This window comes from Xanthomonas sp. NCPPB 3582 (genome assembly GCF_041475735.2).
GTDB classification, from domain to species: domain Bacteria; phylum Pseudomonadota; class Gammaproteobacteria; order Xanthomonadales; family Xanthomonadaceae; genus Xanthomonas; species Xanthomonas codiaei.
On record NZ_CM192968.1, the window covers coordinates 3,759,804 to 3,777,970 of the forward strand.

At 66.7% G+C, this 18,167-nt stretch carries 9 protein-coding genes; 2 read left to right on the forward strand and 7 right to left on the reverse strand.

The genetic code is table 11. From position 1 onward, the window contains the following. Positions 1 to 760 precede the first annotated feature (760 nt). Complete coding sequence (locus ACCQ05_RS15835) at positions 761 to 1,657, reverse strand: DnaJ C-terminal domain-containing protein (protein ID WP_372391451.1); 897 nt, start codon at positions 1,655 to 1,657, stop codon at positions 761 to 763. Between the two features lie 395 nt (positions 1,658 to 2,052). Continuing rightward, the gene (locus ACCQ05_RS15840) at positions 2,053 to 2,529 is read right to left on the reverse strand and encodes an Hsp20/alpha crystallin family protein (RefSeq protein WP_372391453.1); all 477 of its coding nucleotides are present in this window, start codon (positions 2,527 to 2,529) and stop codon (positions 2,053 to 2,055) included. A gap of 161 nt (positions 2,530 to 2,690) precedes the next feature. Between ACCQ05_RS15840 and ACCQ05_RS15845 the strand changes: the two genes are divergently transcribed. Together ACCQ05_RS15845 and ACCQ05_RS15850 are read left to right on the forward strand one after the other, a co-directional pair. Next, positions 2,691 to 3,173, forward strand: a complete 483-nt coding sequence (locus ACCQ05_RS15845) for a peroxiredoxin (protein WP_228964290.1) — start codon at positions 2,691 to 2,693, stop codon at positions 3,171 to 3,173. 42 nt (positions 3,174 to 3,215) lie between these two features. Continuing rightward, complete coding sequence (locus tag ACCQ05_RS15850; RefSeq protein WP_228964291.1) at positions 3,216 to 3,776, forward strand: ferritin-like domain-containing protein; 561 nt, start codon at positions 3,216 to 3,218, stop codon at positions 3,774 to 3,776. Positions 3,777 to 4,256: 480 nt separating this feature from the next. Here ACCQ05_RS15850 and pbpC read toward each other — a convergent pair whose 3' ends face one another. The 5 genes from pbpC to ACCQ05_RS15875 form a co-directional block, all read right to left on the reverse strand. Beyond that, positions 4,257 to 6,677, reverse strand: coding sequence for a penicillin-binding protein 1C (pbpC, locus tag ACCQ05_RS15855; RefSeq protein WP_372391455.1), 2,421 nt, complete (start codon positions 6,675 to 6,677; stop codon positions 4,257 to 4,259). Positions 6,678 to 6,767: 90 nt separating this feature from the next. Next, positions 6,768 to 7,562, reverse strand: coding sequence for a CPBP family glutamic-type intramembrane protease (locus ACCQ05_RS15860; RefSeq protein WP_372391458.1), 795 nt, complete (start codon positions 7,560 to 7,562; stop codon positions 6,768 to 6,770). 268 nt (positions 7,563 to 7,830) lie between these two features. After that, positions 7,831 to 8,778, reverse strand: a complete 948-nt coding sequence (locus tag ACCQ05_RS15865) for a glycerophosphodiester phosphodiesterase family protein (RefSeq protein WP_372391460.1) — start codon at positions 8,776 to 8,778, stop codon at positions 7,831 to 7,833. Positions 8,779 to 8,930: 152 nt separating this feature from the next. Next, entirely contained in the window at positions 8,931 to 11,897 is a 2,967-nt protein-coding gene (locus ACCQ05_RS15870) for a TonB-dependent receptor (protein ID WP_372391462.1), read from the reverse strand. A gap of 557 nt (positions 11,898 to 12,454) precedes the next feature. Continuing rightward, positions 12,455 to 17,356: an alpha-2-macroglobulin family protein gene (locus tag ACCQ05_RS15875; RefSeq protein ID WP_372391464.1), complete on the reverse strand. Its 4,902-nt coding sequence runs from the start codon at positions 17,354 to 17,356 to the stop codon at positions 12,455 to 12,457. Positions 17,357 to 18,167 lie beyond the last annotated feature (811 nt).

Here is an 18,167-nt window from a genome sequence, read left to right on the forward strand (position 1 = left end):
TGCTGCACGCGAACGCACGGCGCTGGCGTGTGAACGCACGTCCCCCCATCCGCCCTTCGGGCACCTTCCCCCGCGAGCGGGGGAAGGGAGCGGGTGGATGGTCGTGCAGCGCAACCAACAGATCACACGCATCCAGGCGTCTCTTCTCCCGCTGGCGGGAGAAGGTGGCGCGCAGCGCCGGATGAGGGCGACACCGTCATGGCCACACAGCTGCAGGCATGGCAACGCACGGCGCTGGCGTGTGAACGCACGTCCCCCCATCCGCCCTTCGGGCATCTTCCCCCGCGAGCGGGGGAAGGGAGCGGGTGGATGGTCGTGCAGCGCAACCAACATGTCACACGCAGCCAGGCGTCCCTTCTCCCGCTGGCGGGAGAAGGTGGCGCGCAGCGCCGGATAAGGGCGACACCGTCATGGCCACACGGCTGCAGGCATGGCAATGCACGGCGCTGACGTGTGAACGCACGTCCCCCCATCCGCCATTCGGGCACCTTCCCCCGCGAGCGGGGGAATAGAGCGGGTGGATGGCCGTGCAGCGCAACCAACAGATCACACGCAGCCAGGCGTCCCTTCTCCCGCTGGCGGGAGAAGGTGGCGCGCAGCGCCGGATGAGGGCATGGCTACGATTCGATGGTGCAGATCGACGTCGACTGCTGCGGTGCTGGCCGAGCGTACCCTCCCCCACCACCTCGCGCGCCAATGGCGCGCAAGCCGTGCCTCATCGCCCCGTAGGGAGGGACTCCAGTTCCCGTTGTGGGGAACCTCACACCGTCTCGCCAAAGGCCTTGGCGAGATTGCGATACGCCTTCTTCTGCGCATCTTCGGTGGGCGCCGGCGCCAGGATTTCCAGTTCCACGATCTGGTCGCCCGGGGTGGTGCCCGGCAGCCCGCGCCCGCGCAGGCGCAGCTTGCGGCCGGCATCCGAATCCGCAGGCACCTTCAACTCCACCGACCCGCCCAGGGTGGGCACGCTGATGGTGGTGCCCAGCGCAGCCTGCCAGGGCGTGACCTGCAAGGTGTACAGGATGTTGCGCCCGTCCACCTCGAAGTGCGGGTGCGCGGCATATTCGATCTCCAGCAGCAGATTGCCGCCACCATTGCCCTGCCCGCTCAGGCGGATCACCTGGCCGGGCTGCACGCCCTTGGGCACGCGCACGTCCAGCTGCTTGCCATTGATGGTGATGCGCACGCTGTCGCCCGAATGCACGGCCTCCAGCGGCACCGCCAGCTTGGCGCGGGTGTCGCCACGCGCCTGACGGCCGGCTCCCGCGCCCGGACCGGCACCCGGGCCGCGTGGCCGCCCACCGCGCTGGCCGGCGAACAGGCTCTCGAAGAAATCGCTGAAGCCGCCACCGGCACCGCCGTTGCCGAACACTTCCTCGAAATCGAAGCCCTGCCCGCCGCCGTAGCCGGGGGGAGCCTGGAATTCGTCGCCCGGGCGATAGCCCTGCGCCTTCAGCTGATCGTAGGCCTTGCGCTTGGCCGGGTCGCGTAATGCCTCGTAGGCTTCGTTGATGGCCTTGAACTTGTCTTCGGCGCCGGCTTCCTTGCTGACGTCGGGGTGGTACTTGCGCGCCAGCCGCCGGTAGGCGGTCTTGATCTCCGCATCGCCTGCGCTGGGCTCCACACCCAGCGTTGCGTAGTAATCCTTGAATTCCATCTAATCACCTCTGGAAAAAAAACGGCCCGCAGCCAGGGCCACGAGCCAGTTCGAGGGGCGGCACCCGGTTGGCGCGGCCATGACTGCGGTGGCACCCGCTGCAGGGACATGCCGCCCCTGCAGATCCGGATACCCACCGCGCCGTGGCGCTGACGCAACTCAAGTGCCAGCCGATCCATTCGCAGCCGGGCGGGCGACCGCGCCTATTCTACGGCGCGACCGTCGCCGGGGAGCGAAGCCGATGGCTTCGCCCCAGGTCGATTGCCTTTCAGTGGCTCGCCGCATTGGCGCACAGGCGGCCGTCCGGTGCTGCCACGTTCCGGGCGCCGTACGCGGCCCGGAGCGTGGCAGTCAGCAGAATCGGCGGCCTTGCAGCCTCGCTGCGACCACGCGGCTTACTGCACCGTGCCGCCGCTGGCGTCCTGCCCGTTACCGACCTGAATACGACGCGGTGTCGCCGCCGGACGCTTGGGAATGCGGATCTCCAGCACCCCGTTATGGCCGGCCGCAGTGATGCCGTCGGGATCGGCACTGTCGGGCAGCGCGAAGCGGCGATGGAAGCTGCCGTAGCGGCGCTCGATGCGCGAGAAGCGCTCGGTCTCGGTACTGGACTCGCCCTTGCGCTCGCCCTTGATCGACAGGATGCCCTTATCCATCTGCACCTCGATCTGGCTCGGGTCGATGCCCGGCAGGTCGGCATACAGCACGAAGTGATTGGCCTCTTCCTTGATGTCCACGCGCGGCACCCACTGCGCGGTGACCACGGCCGATTCGTCGGTATCGCCGTTCTGCTCGAAGAAGCGGTCGAACACATGCTTGATCTCGTTTTGCAGGGCGTGCGTGGGCCACTGGGGATAACGAACGATGTTCATTGCAAGCCTCCAAAAGGTTGGGTGAGGGGCCGGCGGCGGTGGCGTGCACCGTTGCGCCGGCCATGTGCGTCAGATAGGCGTCGGGTTGCGGATTTCAAGCGCGTTGACGCGCTTTTCCCCTGCCCTTTTCTAGACTTCGTTCAGCCACAGGAGCCCCACCCATGACCATCGCCGTTGGTGACAGCATTCCCGAAGTAGTGCTCAAGCGCATGCGCGAGGGTATCGAAGCGGTCGACACGCATAGCCTGTTCGCCGGCCGCAAGGTGTTGCTGTTTGCGGTGCCGGGCGCGTTTACGCCCACGTGTTCTGCCAAGCACCTGCCGGGCTATGTGGAGCACTTCGAGGAGTTCCGCAAACGCGGCATCGAGGTGCTGTGCACCGCCGTCAACGACCCGTTCGTGATGCAGGCCTGGGGGCGCAGCCAGCTGGTCCCCGACGGCCTGCATCTGTTGCCCGACGGCAACGCCGAACTGGCGCGCGCCCTGGGCCTGGAGATCGACGCCAGCGGTTCGGGCATGGGCCTGCGCTCGCGTCGCTACGCGCTCTATGCCGACGACGGCGTGGTCAAGGCCTTGTTCGTCGAAGAGCCCGGCGAGTTCAAGGTGTCTGCCGCCGATTACGTCCTGCGGCACTTGCCCGACTGATCCACTGATTTCCCCGTCCACTCAGAAGGAGAACGGCCAGCCATGTCCACTCAGCCAGCCAGCCCCACCGCCGCCGGTATCACCGATACCGCCACCCTGCGCGCCCGCGCACGCAAGAGCATCGAAGACGGTGCCATCACCGAGAGCTACCATGCCGATCGCGAGAAGGTGATCGAGCTGCTCAACACCGCGCTCGCCACCGAATACGTGTGCACCCTGCGCTACTACCGCCACTACTTCATGGCCAAGGGCATGCTCGCCGACGCGGTGAAGGGCGAGTTCCTGGAGCATGCGCAGCAGGAGCAGGAACACGCGCACAAGCTCGCCGAACGCATCGTGCAGCTGGGCGGCGAACCGGACCTCAACCCGGATACGCTGACCAGGCGCTCGCACGCCGAGTACAAGGAAGGCAGCGACCTGCGCGACATGGTCAAGGAGAACCTGATCGCCGAGCGCATCGCCATCGACAGCTACCGCGAGATGATCGATTTCATCGGCGACAAGGACACCACCACCAAGCGCATCCTGGAAAGCATCCTGGCCCAGGAAGAAGAGCATGCCGACGAATTCGCCGACATGCTGGAAGGCTGGATCGGCGAGTGAGCCGAGCGGTGGCGATGCGTTTGATCGACGCGTTTGGTGTACCGCAGTAGCGACAGCGACGATGAAACAGACAGGGCGCTCGGAGCGCCCTGTTTACTGTCTGCACTGCGCAGTGGCGCGTGGATGACATCGTTCCGGCCGATGCCGCTGCGATGCGGCACGCCATGCCCTTGGCCATCGTTGGAACCCATATTGGCGCGACGGGATTTCCAGGCAACGCCCGTCGCGCCCGGGTGCGCTCCTACCCCGGCAGCGGTGTTCCTGCGTGGACGCCGCCACACGATGCAGAAAAAACAGCGTGCCGTTGAGCACCACGCTTCCATCCATCGCCGGTATGGCTTGCCAACTGAGCGGTGAGTTTTAAACACCATGCAGACAACCATCATTCCCTAGGAGCGCACCCGGGCGCGACGAGATTCCAGGCAGTGTCTGTCGCACCCAGGTGCGCTCCTGCCACAACAGTGCTGTGGCCCTGCCCGCTCAACGCAGGACGCGAAAGCGCACCTGGGTCCAGGCGCCGTCGGCGGCCATCGCGGTCAGCGTGTGCTGGCCTACCTCGGCAAAATCGCGCTGAAACCCCTGTCGCCCGCTGGTCTGGGCGATCCAGCGGCCATCCAGCAGCCAGTCGATGCGTGCTTCACTGCCCAGCGCGCGCAGTTGCAGCCGCACCGGGCGGGCGCTGTCGTTGGCGCGTGCCAGGGTGGCGCGGTCGCTCAGCCCGTCGATGCGCAGCACCCCGCCACCGGTCATGCGCCCATCGGGCAGGCAGTCGGCGGCCAGCGGCGGCAGTTGCGCAGCCGCGCGCTCGGCCGCGCTGAGCCATGGCGACACCAGCGCCGGCCAGCGCGCCAACGCACGCGGTTCCCGCTGATGCGGCTGGGTGCACTCCTGCGACAAGCGCTGGCCGCTGCGCGCGTCCACCTCGAACCGCAGCTGGCCGCTCTGCCATAGCCGCGCATCGCGTTCGGCAAAGGTGGGCGGCACCGCACCCTCGAGCGTGTAGGCCTCGGCCCGGCGCGCGCACAGCGGCGGCGGCGTCTGCTCGGCCGCACCGCCCAGCGGCCAGCAGATCTCCACCGGCTGCACCGTGGCAGGCATCGGCAGTGGCGCGCTGTCGCCGGCATTGCGCGGCAATGCATCGATGACTTCGAACATCAGCGGCAATGCAGTCACCGCGCCGTACTGCCCCGGCAGCGGCGTGCCGTCCGGTCGCCCCACCCATACGCCCACGGTGTAGCGACGCGTTCCGCCGATCGCCCAGGCATCGCGGTAGCCATAACTGGTGCCGGTCTTCCAGGCCACGCCCGGACGCGCGGCGGTGTCGAAGGTGCCGCTGCCATAGCCGGGGCGCGGGTTGCTCTGCAGGATCTCGCGCACGATCCAGGCCGCACCGGGCGACATCAGCCGGCGGTTGATCTGGGCATCGTCTGGCGTATAGCGCACATGCCCGGCAATGCCGCCGCGATTGAACGCCGCGAAGGCGCCGACCAACTCCTGCAGTTGCGCGCCGGTACCACCCAGTATCAACGCCAGCGAAGGCGGCGTGCCGCGTGGAAAATGCAGCGCGATCCCGGCATTGGACAGCCGCGCGGCAAAGCGTGCCGGGCCGATGCGATCGAGCAGATCCACTGCCGGCACATTCAACGACAGCCGTAATGCAGTGGCCGCGCTCACCGGCCCATTGAAGGCGGCATCGAAATTGCCAGGCCGGTAATTGCCGAAGCTCTGCGGCGCGTCCACCAGCAGGCTCTCCGAATGGATCAGGCCATCGTCCAGTGCCATGCCGTAGAGAAACGGCTTGAGCGTGGAGCCGGGCGAGCGCCAGGCCTGCACCATGTCCACATGCCCCAGCCGCCGACGGTCGCCGAAGCTGGCCGAGCCGACATAGGCGCGCGCTTCCATGGTGGCGTTATCGACCACCAGCAAGGCGGCCGAGGTACGTTCGGGCAATTGCGAGAAATAGCTGCTCACGCGTTCTTCCAGCGTGCGCTGCAGCTCCACGTCCAGCGTGGTGACGATGCGTGCGGCGCGCGGCTGTGCGCTGTGCAGGCGCTGCGCCAGCAGGGCCGCATGCAGTGGCGGTTTGAGCGACCGGGTCACCACCGGCTCGATGCGCGCATCGTCCACCTGCGCGCGCGACCACACGCCCAGTTCCACCATGCGATCGAGCACCTTGTCGCGTGCGCGCTGCGCCGCCTCCGGATGCCGGTCCGGGCGCAGCCGGCTGGGCGATTGCGGCAACACTGCCAGCAAGGCCGCTTCGGCCTGCGAGAGCGCCCTGGCCGGCTTGCCCAGGTAGGCCCAGCTGGCCGCCTCCACACCCTCGATGGTGCCGCCGTAGGGCGCGCGCTCCAGGTAGAGGGTGAGGATCTCGCGCTTGCTCAGATGCGCTTCCAGCTGCAGCGCACGCAGTAGCTGCTTGATCTTGCCCCATGGCGTTCGCGTATGCGGGTCCAGGATGCGCGCCACCTGCATGGTCAGGGTGGAACCGCCGGAGACGATGCGCCCCTGCCCCAGCCACTGCCCGCCGGCACGCAGCAGCCCCCACGGATTGATGCCAGGGTGGCGCCAGAACCAGCGATCCTCGTAATTCAGCAATGCCTGCAGATACAGCGGCGACACCGTCTGCGGGCTGGCCGGATAGCGCCACACGCCATTGCGATCGGCGAACGCACGCAACGGCGTGCCGTCGCGCGCCACCACCAGGGTGGAGGTGTCGCGAGATTTGGGTAGCGGCAGCGGGAAGGCCAGGTCCAGCACCAGCAATACGGTCAGCAGCGCGGCCGCGCTCCAGCGCAGCCATCGCAGCCAACGGCGGCGACGCTGGGCCGGTTGTATCAGCGCATGCGGGCGCGGCGGCGTCTGGTCCATCCCTGTCTGCGCCTGCGGTTGTTCGTCCATCGTGCAAAGCATGCAGGGCAAAACGCATTTCGGCCACTGCCACGCGGTGCGGGCGGTGGTATTGCCAGCGCCGGCTGACCAGCCGCGGCGCTAGGGGTGCGGCGTCCGGTCGGCAACGACAGCGCTGTGCGCGGGCCGGGCAGGCCTGACGAATGCCCGCAGCAATCCCATTGCCAGAAGCACCGCCGACAACCGCAGCGCCATCCCCAGCCAGCCACTGGCCGCCGAGTCGGACACCGCAAACACGGTCCACGCGGCATTGAGCGAGACATGCAGCACCCAGCCGCTCCAGATCGTGTAGCCATCCTGCGCATCCACGATGGCAAACAGCAGCGCCCCGATCCCGGTGATGGCAAAAATCAGCAGCGCCTCACCGCCAGCGCCGCTTGCCCCCAGCCAATGCACGCCGCCGAATACCAGCGCCTGCAGCAGCGCGGCCAACGCCGGGCGCCAGGCAAGCGCGCGGCAGGCGAACACGAAGCCGAACCCGCGGAAGACGATCTCTTCGGCCAGCGGAAACAGCACCGCCAACCACAGCAGTCCCAGCAAGTCGTCGGTACCGATCGCGGTGGCCTGCGTCCACAGGCCGATCCAGCACGGCAGCGTGGCAAGCAGCGTCAACAGCGGCCCACGCAGGCCATTGCAGCGCAGCCCCAGGCGCGCGAACAGATCGCCAGGCGTGCTGCGGTAGAGCAAGGCGGCCGTCGCCAGCACGACGACGACGCTGAGCCCGTTGTCGAGGATCGCGCCGCCATACGGCACCGGAATCCTGGGAATCGGCAGGCCGATGGCCTTGGCGATATCGCGCACCTGCAGCGCGACCAGCAGCACCGCCATCCAGACAAGATGCCGGGCCAACGGCCAGGCGCGGAACGCGAGCGACATGCAGACATCCTTGAGCGCAACCGTCGGAGCCCGACTGTAGCCAGTGCCGACCGATGCCCGCAATGGCTTCGACCTGGTCAAGCCGATAGCCGTGGCGCCAGACCCTGCGAGTCGGCGGCTCGCGTGCAGCATGCACCGTGGTCTTTGCACGCGACCGCTGCATCAGGCGGTCAGGCGCCTCTTGGTGCCCGCTGTACACGGTGACATGGTGACGCTTGATTGGGCAGCGCGCAGCTCAGTAGGTCCACTGCGCACTCCTGTCACGTACTCAACGTTTTTCCAGCATGGCGCGATAGCGCAGCAACGCTTCCGGCGCATCGGTCTGGATGATGCTCACCCCATCGCGGTACAGGCGGCCCCAGACCTGGTCCGGGTCGCGCAGCGCATCGGCATCGCCGCCATAGCCGGCGATGAAGCCTTCCCACAACGAGTTGACCATCAACCGCACGTTGTGTGCCTTGCTGACCGCTGCCAGGGCCGGCAATTGCTCCGCGGTCATCTTGGGCAACTCGAATGCCATCGGGCGTGCGTTGCGGGTCTGTGCGGTGGCGATCGCGGCCAGATCGGCGGTGCCGTGTGCATTGATCAAGATCGGGAAAAAATACACGGTGTTGAACGGCACCATCGCCGCCAGCGGCGGCGTGGCGATGCCGGCTTCGGCCTTGACGATCACCTGGTGATGCATGCCGGCGCGCGCGACCGCATCGACCACCTGCACATAGATCGCATCCTTGACATCCAGATTGAGCAGGATGCGGCCCTTGGACGCAGCCAGCATCTGCTCCAGCGTGACCACGCGCTGGTCGGTCAATGGCGCCTGTGCGCCGCCTTCGTCACTGCGCAGGCGCAGCTTCTGCAGGTCGGCCAGGGTCAGCTCGGACAGCTTGCCGGTGCCGTCGGTGGTGCGGTCCACGCTGGCATCGTGCAGCATCACCAGCGTGCCGTCGGCGGCGCGGCGCACGTCGGTTTCCATCACATCGGCACCGATTGCGATGCAGCGCTCCAATGCGGCCAGCGAGTTCTCCGGCGCGGTGTCGGCGAAGCCATGTTCCGGTGCCGGCGCGTGACAGCCGCGATGGGCCACCACCACGATGCCACCGTGCGGATTGCTCAGGCGTGCCTGGATGGCGGCCACGCCGCCCGACGCTGCGCTGGCTGCACTGGTCATGGCCGCACACACCAGCGCAGCGAGGACGGGGATAGATTGCAAGGACATCGGAACGACTCCAGGTGAAGGAAAGAACGCACTGCGCATCCGCCAGCGCAACAGACCGACTGCGAACGATCGGCGCATGCGCCCCCGTACAGGCTGGCACCACGCGCTGGAGACAGGCATGCCGCAGCGAACAAGGGCTTGCTGCGGCCGGATCAAAACGCTGGGGTGAACCGCAGACCAACCCAATAGGTGGTGGGCACCGAATAGCTGTCCTTGAGCAGGTTCTGCCCCGGGCCGGTCACGCTGGTGATGCGGCTATGGGTGAGGTTGCTGACCTGGCCGACCAGGCTGAGCTGCTTGCCGATGGCATAGGTCGCGCTGAAGTCCAACTGCGAGCGTGGCGACCAGTACAGATCCTGCCAATCGATATTGCTGACGATGGCGCGCAGCGCCTTGCCCTGGCGATTGTAGGCCGCGCGCAGTTCCAGGCCGCCGCTGTTGTAGAACACCGTGGCGTTGGCGGTGTAGTCCGGCTGGCCGACCAGGTTGTCGAGCTTGCGCTCGCGCTGGGTGACATTGCTGCCGCTGCCCACGCTGTACGGCACGTCGAGGCTGCCATCGAGCACGGCAACATTGGCACTGAAGCCCACACCGCTGAGCCACGGCGCAAGCGGTGCCAGCGTGTTGACGATGCCGTTGAATTCCACACCGCGGATGCGCGCCTTGGCGGCATTGGCCGGCGTGCTGATCAGCGCATTGGCGTAGGTGGTGCCGTCGAAGGTGTAGCTGTCGGTGCGCGAAAGGGTAAAGATTTCGTCCTGGATGCGCTTGCCGAACACCGCCGCAGAGGCGAACGCATCGAAATCTCCAGGCAGGCGCCATTCCAGCGACAGATCCAGGTTATTGGACACGCGCGGCTTGATATCCGGGTTGCCGATGGTGACGGTGACGCCTTGTGCATTCGGGTTGCCGGCGTCGGCGGTGTTGACGAAGCCGATCGAGGTGCGGGCGGCATACGCATCGTACGGCGGGCGGCCCAGCGTGCGGCTGGCACCGGCGCGCAGGTCCAGCGCGTCGGTCAGGTGGTAGGTCATGATGGCCGACGGCAGCAGATAGTCGTAATCCGCGCTGGTGGGATTGTCGACATACACATATCGGTTGGTGGCGGTATCCAGCTGCCGCTGGCGACCGACGGTGTCGAGCCTGGTGCTGTCCAGATGCACACCGGCCTGCACATTGAGCCGGTCGCTGCGATAACTCAGCAGGCCGTAGCTGCCGAAGATCTTCTCGGTGTGCGTGAAGTTGTCCTGGTTGCTGAAGGCCTGCTGGTCGGTGCTGTTGAAAGCGCTCAATGGTGTGTTGGCCAGCACGCGGTTGGCCTTGTCCGGATCGATGGTGAGCAGGTTCAGGCCGGCGTAGCGCATCGGCGCCGTGCCGGTGCCGGCCACGTCGGCCAGGCCCAAGACCGGCGCGCTGGCATTGGGCTGATATTCCACGCGATAGATGTCGTAGGACGGCTTGTCGGTGGTGTAGGACACGCCTGCCGCAACGCCAATGCCCTGATCGCTTTCGCCCTGATTGAAGCCGTAGTCGAGCCGACCGGTGAGGATGCGATCGGCGGCGGTGCGTTTGTAGTCCGGCCGCCAGTACGACAGACTGTAGTTGTCCAGGTTGTTGTAGGCCTGCGGCGACACGCCAAACCGTTGATCGAACCTGGAGGTGTCGTAGTTGAATGCGTAATTGGGCGTGGCATTGAGGGTCACTCCACTGCCGGTCTGCCCCACCGGCACCGGCGCGGCGCGGCTGATGCCGGTGGCGTACTTGATCATGCGGATCGGCTCGTCGTAGGTCGCATCCGACCACGCACCGCGCGCAGAGAATTGCTGCCGGTCGGTCGGCCGCCAGAGCGTTCCCAACTGCGCCACCTTGGTGCGCGTGGTGACGATCTGGTTGGAATAACCCACCTCGATATCGCCGCCGGGATAACGGCCGGAGGTGGCGGTCTGGTCGAACACCTGATTGCGGTTGCGCGGGTCGATGATGATCTCGTTGCGCTCCATATCGTCCTTGAAATAGTAGTAGCCGGCCATGGTATAGGCTTCCAGCGCCGCGCTGGGCCGCAGTTCGAACTTGCCGGTAACGCCATAGCGGTCGCGCTGGTTCTGCACGTACCAGTACTTGTCCTGCTGCGGCACCGCCCAGCCATTGCCGAGATTGGCACCGGTCTGCAGCACGCCATTGTTGTCGTAGAACCCGTAATGCACCGTATCGGTGGTCATATGGGTTTCGGTGTAGCTGCTGAGCGTCTGGTAGTTGGCCGACAGCGTGAGCCCGTACTGCTGCTCGCTGCCGAAGGTATGGCTGCCGGTGGCATTCAACCGGTAGCCGAGATCGTCCTGGTCGCGCGGCTTGCCCACGTCGTTGGCGTGGCCGAGCGCGGCTTCGGCACTGAAGAAGGGTTTGCCGCCGTTTTCGAATGCACTGCGCGTCTTGAGGTTGATCGCACCGCCGGTGGCATTGGGATCCAGATCCGGCGTAAAGGTCTTGACCACCTGCAGCTCGCTGACCATCGAGGCCGGCAGCAGATCCAGCCGCACGCCGCGGGTGATCGACCCGAGCGTGCCGTTCGGCGTGCCGGGTGATGCGATGGTGAGCCCATCGATGGTGACATTGTTGTACGACGGACCCAGGCCGCGCAGCACCGGCGTGGCTGCTTCGTCGCGCGGATGCTCGTTGTCGGTTGCCGGCAGTACCGACAACCCCGGAACGCGACGCAGCGCTTCCACAATCGTGCTGTCCGGCAATGCGCGCACATCGGTGGCACTGATCACATCGGTGATGTTGGTCGCCGCACGCTTGCTCTCCACTGCGGCGGCGTTGGCGCGCCGTACGCCGGTGACCTGCATGGCATCCAGCGTCTGCACACCGGTTTTGGTTGCGGCGGCTGGTGCATCGGCGTTGGATACGTCACCCGGGGACGCGGCGGATTCTGCGCCTGCCGCGTTGTCCGGTGCCGCGCTAGCGTCTGCAGGACTTACAGATGATGTAGGCGACGATGAGACGGTGCGCTCTGCGCTAGCAGACATCGCGTTGGTCTGCGCCTGCAACGCTGGTGAACATGCCGCGATGGCGACGGCGAGAACGGTCAAGTGAAAACGGCACGAATCGGAGCGCTGCATGGAATCCCGGGATCGCGCAGCAAGGGCGCCACGCCTGTGAGAAAGCACGCCACCGTAGCCAGTAGAAATGACCCTTGCGTGTCGCTTGCATCGCACCGCCAAGACAATGCGCAGCGGTGTCGCCAGATACGAAGCGGGTCGTTGGAGGCGCAACGACCTTCAGTGCGGCGCTTCAAAAGTCCCTCTCCCGGCCGGAGAGGGATTGGGGTGAAGGTACGGAGCGAAGCCACTTGGCCATCGATGACACCAGGCTTCGCACCTACCCTCATCCGCCCTTGCGGGGCACCTTCTCCTCCATGAAGGAGGACAATGTCCCGACGAGAGAAGGAATCGCTTACGGCACCGCTACGTTTGCGACCTTATCCCTCCTCACTCCTGCCGCGGGCGATCAAAGCCCCTCTCCCGGCGGGAGAGGGGTTGGGGGTAAGGGTGCGGGGCGAAGCCACTCAGCCATCGATGACATCAGGCTTCGCAGCTACCCTCATCCGCCCTGCGAGGCACCTTCTCCTCCATGAAGGAGGACAATGTCCCGACGGGAGAAGGGCCAACGCATCGCCTTATGGCTGCACCACCGTGATCGTCGCGGGCGCGGTGCGCCCCACCCCGCGCAATTCCGGCCGGTACATGTCTTCCACCAGCGACGGCGGCACGGTGTAGGTGCCCGGCGTGACTGCGCGCACCAGGTAATACAGCTGGGCCTTGCTGCCTTTGGAAAGCGCCAGCGCGGCCACGTAGCGGTCGTCGCGGAACTCTTCGTGCTTGATGTCGGCCGCGCTGGAACGCTCGCTGATGCCGATGCCGTCCACCACCACGTCGGCCCACTGCTTGGCATCGCCCAGGTTGAAGTTTTCGATCTCCAGGCCGGCCGGCAGCAGGTCGGTGAGCAATGCATCGGGCATCGATTCGTTGGCGGTGATGGTGACGCGCACGATCAGCGCCTCGCCTTCCTTCAACGCGCGCGGCGTCCACGGCTTGCCGTCGGTGGTGTACCAGCTGCGCTCCACGCTGAGGTGGCGCGTATCTGCCTCCGGTGCGCTGCGCGGGATGCCGGCCACTTCCAGGCTGGCGTACATCGGCGCCTCGCCCTGCGGTGCGAACTGCACACCGCGTGCAAGCGCGGCGCTGTCGAAGCTGCGCCCGAACAAGCGCACCGGAGCGATCTGCTGGGCGTCGCCGCCGATGGTCAACGTGCCGGACACCTGCTTGCCCTGGCCCACCATCAAGGCCTTGCCCAGGCGTGCCAGGGCGACCTGTTCCTGCGTGCTCAGCCACAGTGGGCCACCGGCGCGGCGTGCATCCAGCGCACGACCCAGCGCCACCGCGCGGGTGTCGTACTCGGGCTTGGACAGACCACGCTCGTGCAGCAGGGCCATCATCAAGGCATCGTCGCGGATCGCACTGCCGTAGTCGCCGAAATACGGCGGCCGCTCGGAACTGTCCTTGGCAAAGCCAGCCTTGATCGCCGCCGCGCCGCGCTTGGTGTCGCCCTGCAGCGACAGCGCCGCCCCCAGGTGCACCAGCGACAAGCCGGTCAGCGCCTTGTCGCGCTGGTTGTCGTACAGCGCGCGCAGCGTGCCCAACGGGGCGCGGTTGACGCGTGCCAGCACGTAGCCGGACCAGGCCTGGTTGGCGAACTTCAGATTGTCGCGGCGGTCCTGCCCATAGAACTCGTTGCCGCCGGAGAGCAGATCTTCGCTCAGGCGATTGAGCGCCTTCTGCAGCACGTTGTCGGGCACCGTGAAACCGGCATCCTTGGCGTCGAGCAGGAACTCGGCGATATACGGCGTCAGCGCCGGATTGACGTAGCCGTCGTCGCCCCACATCGAAAAATGCCCGCTGGCGATCTGCATCGACGCCAGCCGCCCGAACGCGCCTTCCATGCGTTCGCGGCGCTTGGCCGCATCGAGCCCCTGGGTGCCGAGCGCCTTGGCGGTGGCGTCGTCGAGCAACAGCGCCGCATAGCCCTTGCTGGTGGTCTGCTCGGCGCATCCATACGGATATTCCAGCGCGCCCTGCAGCGCGCTGGCGAAGGGAATCGGCGGCAACGGGCTGACCACCATGCGCGCGGTGACCGAGCCGGCCATCAGGCCATCGGCAAAGCCGCTGTCCAGGGTGATCGGCGCCAGCGGATCGAGCACGCGCGTCTGCGCACGCAGCACCTGCGGCCAGCCGGCACGCACTGGCAGCTCATAGCTGCGGTCGGCCTTGAAGCCGTTGCCGTCCACGCGCACGCGCACCTTGGCCACGCTATAGCCTTCGGTGGCGGTGAGCGGGAAGCTCAGCGTCTGCTTGGCATCCACGTTCAACTTGATGCTGCGCGTCGCCTCGGCAATCGCCAGCGGGCCGATGCCGTCCACGCGTACATTGAACTCGCCGGGCTTGCCGGTGAAGTTCTGCACGTCCAGCGTCACCGTGCTGCGATCGCCCGGTGCCATCACGCGCGGCATGCTGGCTTCGGCCAGGATCGGCGCACGCACGACGGTTTCCATGTCGCGGTTGCCGTAGCGCGAGTCCGAATACACCAGCGCAGACACCCGCAGGGTGCCGTTGAAATCCGGCACCGGCAGTTGCACGCGCGCATTGCCACGGGCGTCGAGCTTCACCGAGCCGGAGAACAGGTCCACGGTCTGCACGCGCGCAGTGGGGCGCTTGGCCTGCGGCAGTGCTTCCAGTGCCATGTCGCCACCGAACTTGAGCTTGCCGCTGGCGCCTTCGAAGCTTTCGATCACCCGGCCATAGATATCGTAGGCATCGGTACCCAGGCGCCGCTGTGCGAAGAACTGCGCATTGGCATCGGGCACCGGGAAGCGAGTGATGTTGAGAATGCCCACGTCCACCGCCGAGATGGTCACGTGTGCCGCCTTGCCTGCCAGCTCGGGCACGCTCACCGTCACCGGCAAGGGCTGCTCCGGGCGCATCTGCTTGGGCGCCGACAGACCCACTGCCACGCGGCGGCTCTTGCGTTCCATCGGCACGAACGCCACGCCCACCGCGCGTGCGGGCGTGATCTTGCTGGGGGCGGTGCCGCCGCGGAACACCAGCGCGGTGACATACACATCGTGACGTTCCCAGCTGTCGGTCACCGGAATCTCGAACGTGCTGCCCGGCTTGACGTCGATGTCCTGCACGTACAGCAGCTTGTCGCTTTCCACCAGCAGCACGCCCTTGCCGGCATGCGGCGGGGTCAAGGTGACCTTGAGCGTATCGCCGGCGCGGTAGCCGGTCTTGTCCAGGGCCAGCTTGACCTTGTCCGGGCGCGCGTCCAGGCCGCGATTTTCGTCGTTCCAGCTCCAGCCGGCGCGGAACGGATAGCGCGTGGTCAGCCCGGTGGCCGGGTCGAACACATCCAGGCGGTACTCGCCCCATTCCACCGGGAAATCCAGCTTGGCGTTGCCGCTGGCCACGTCGATGGTGCGCGTGTCCTTGTTCTCGAAGCGGCGGGTGAAGTCGTAGTCCCAATGGTCGTCGGTGTAGTTCCAGTGGTAGTCGCGCAGCTCGCGCACCAGCGTGGCCTTCAGGCCCTTGGCCGGCTGCGGCTTGCCATCGGCATCCACGCGGGTGATCTCGAAGCGCGCATTCGCGTTGGCATCGGCGCCGTCCTTGTCGTCGAACAACGGGCGCACGCCCACCAGCGCCTTGGCCGGCCACAGCACGCGCTTGAGCGTGCGGGTGACGGTACGCCCGCCGGTTTCATACACGCTGCCGGAGACCACCGCGGCAATCGTACTGACCGGCTTGGCCTCAGCCGGCAGCGCGATGTCTTCGCGCAGGATGCCGTCGCCGCCGAACTCGGTATCGATCACGTCCTTGGCCTCGCGCGGCAGCTCCAGCGTGGGGTCGCCGAAGAACCAGCCCGGCAACGACTCCAGCGGGTGCTGCTCCACGCTCACCGCCAGCTTGGCGGTGAAGCGGTTGCCATCGGCCGGCGCGCCGTACAGGTACGCGGCATTGGCCACCAGCTTGAACGGCTGGCCGGCGCTCAAGGTCTTCTGCGTGCTGTCCAGGTCCAGCTTCATGCGCTCGGGCAGGAATTCTTCCACGCGCACGGTCATGCCCTGCACGGCCTCCTTGCTGGCCGGGTCGGTGCGGAACTCCACCTGCCAGCGGCCGGTCGGCGCATCGGCGGGAATCTGCTGGGTGAACTCGAAATAGCCTTGCTCGCCGGGTTGCAGCTTGGTTTCGCGGAAGGTCTTGCCGTCGGGCTGCTTCAGGCGCAGGAACACCGGCTGCGGCTTGGTGGGCTTGCCGTCGTTGTCGCGCAGGATCGCCGAGACGCGCATGGTCTCGCCGGGGCGATACAGGTCGCGTCCGGCCCAGGCGAATACGTCGAACCACGCGCTCTGCCGCCCGGCCACCGCAAATTCGCTCAGGTCCAGCGCCGGCTGGTTGAACGGCAGCATGGACAGATCGGTCTTGCTGCGCGCCACCAGCACATGGCCGGCATCCAGCGTGTAGTTGAGCAGCGCATTGCCGTTGCCGTCGGTGGCACCCTTGAGGAACAGCTCGCCCTTCGCATCCAGGATGCGGATTTCCACGTTCTTGATCGCCTCACCGCTCTGCAGCGAGGCGGTGTGCACGAACAGCTTGTCCTTGTAGGCGCGCGTATGCAGGCCGATGTCGCTGACGGTGAAGAACGCGGTATCGAATTCGTTGCCGAAGCTGCCGGCGCGCTTCATCACCGCGAAGTACAGGCCCGGCTCCTGCAGCTCCTTGATGTCCTGCGTGGGCAGGTAGGTCAGCACGCGCTCGTTCTGCTTGCCGCCCAGGATGAACCGGTTGACGTAAACCGGGTCGGCCAGCTTGGACAACGGCTGCTTGCCGCTGTATTCGCTCTCCAGCTCCCAGCTGCCGCGGCGCCCGCCGCGCTGAAAATGCTGGAAGAACGCCGGCAGCGACTTCTCGCGCACGCGCAGGAATTCCACGTCCACTTCCGGCACGTTGACCGACACCACCGGCAGGCCGCGGCTTTCGCGCGCGGGCAGCACGCTGCCCTGCGAGGCGAACCCGGCCACCGGCTGCAACTGGCCGGTATAGACCTTTTGCTTGAGCGGCTTGCCCAGCCGGCTGCCGTCGGCGGCCAGCAGGTTGGCGTCGACCAGTACCGTGTAGTCCTTGGCGGCCTCGACATACGGATAGCGCAGGGTCTTGCCGTCGTCGGACAGCGACCAGCTGCTGTCGCCGTTGCCGACCTTTTCCTCGAAACGCACCAGCGCATCGAAATCCTGCGTACCGACCAGCGGCCGGGAGAATTCCAGCGCCAGCGACACGCCATCGCCGGTCTGGTCGGGATAGGCGCGCGCTAGCGCAAAACCGGTGATGGCCTGCGTGTCGCCCTTGATCGCCTCGCCGCTGGCCGCCGGCAGCTGGCCGCCCTCATTGCGCCTGCAGGCCACGCTGCCCAGCGCCACCGCCAGCAACACCACCCACAGCAGCATGCGCTGCATGCCCGACGCCCTCATCCCTGATCCCCGGCTGTCCATTCGTGCTATCCCATGACTGAGGCGCCCAGTATAGCGACGTGCCTCACCCGCATGCGTGGCGCGGCAGCACAGGCATCGCCCCTCTGGCGCTGCGCGTCCTGGTCTTCAGCGGCCTCGGGCAGGGAGTCCTGGCGGTTGCTGGATCGGCTGCGCGCAGGCGCATCGAGCCGGGCACCTGGACTCGATGCGTGGTGGGTGGGCTGACAGGGATTTCCCAACAGCCCCTCATCCGCCCTTCGGGCACCTTCTCCCGCACGCGGGAGAAGGAGTGCCGGGCTGGATGGACGTGCATCTGGCCCGCAGGCGTGGTGCCTGGCACCGCGCATTGTGTCGACGCACCTGCGCAAGCGAGTATGCACCTGTCCTTCGTTCGTCTGCCTCGCACGCGTGGAGGTTGCTTCCAGGCCTGATGCGTGCGGGTGTCGCGGCAGTGGGCAGACCTGGCACGCACGTCATTGCCCCAAGTGGCCAGCAACGCCACCAAGCTCATGCCTCTCCCTTCCCCCATTTGACGGGAGAAGGTGCGCGAAGGGCGGATGAGGGGGCGGTTCACGGGAATACCAAGGCTCCCAGCATCGCCGCGATGCTCGTGCCCTTCCCTTCTCCCGTTCACGGGAGAAGGTGCCCGAAGGGCGGATGAGGGGGCGGCAATTCACGCGAACACGAAGGCTCGCACCAGACACACCAGCAACACCACCAGGCTCATGCACCTCCCTTCTCCCGTTTGACGGGAGAAGGTGCCCGAAGGGCGGATGAGGGGCAGTCCACGCCGCCACGCCGGAGTTTGCAA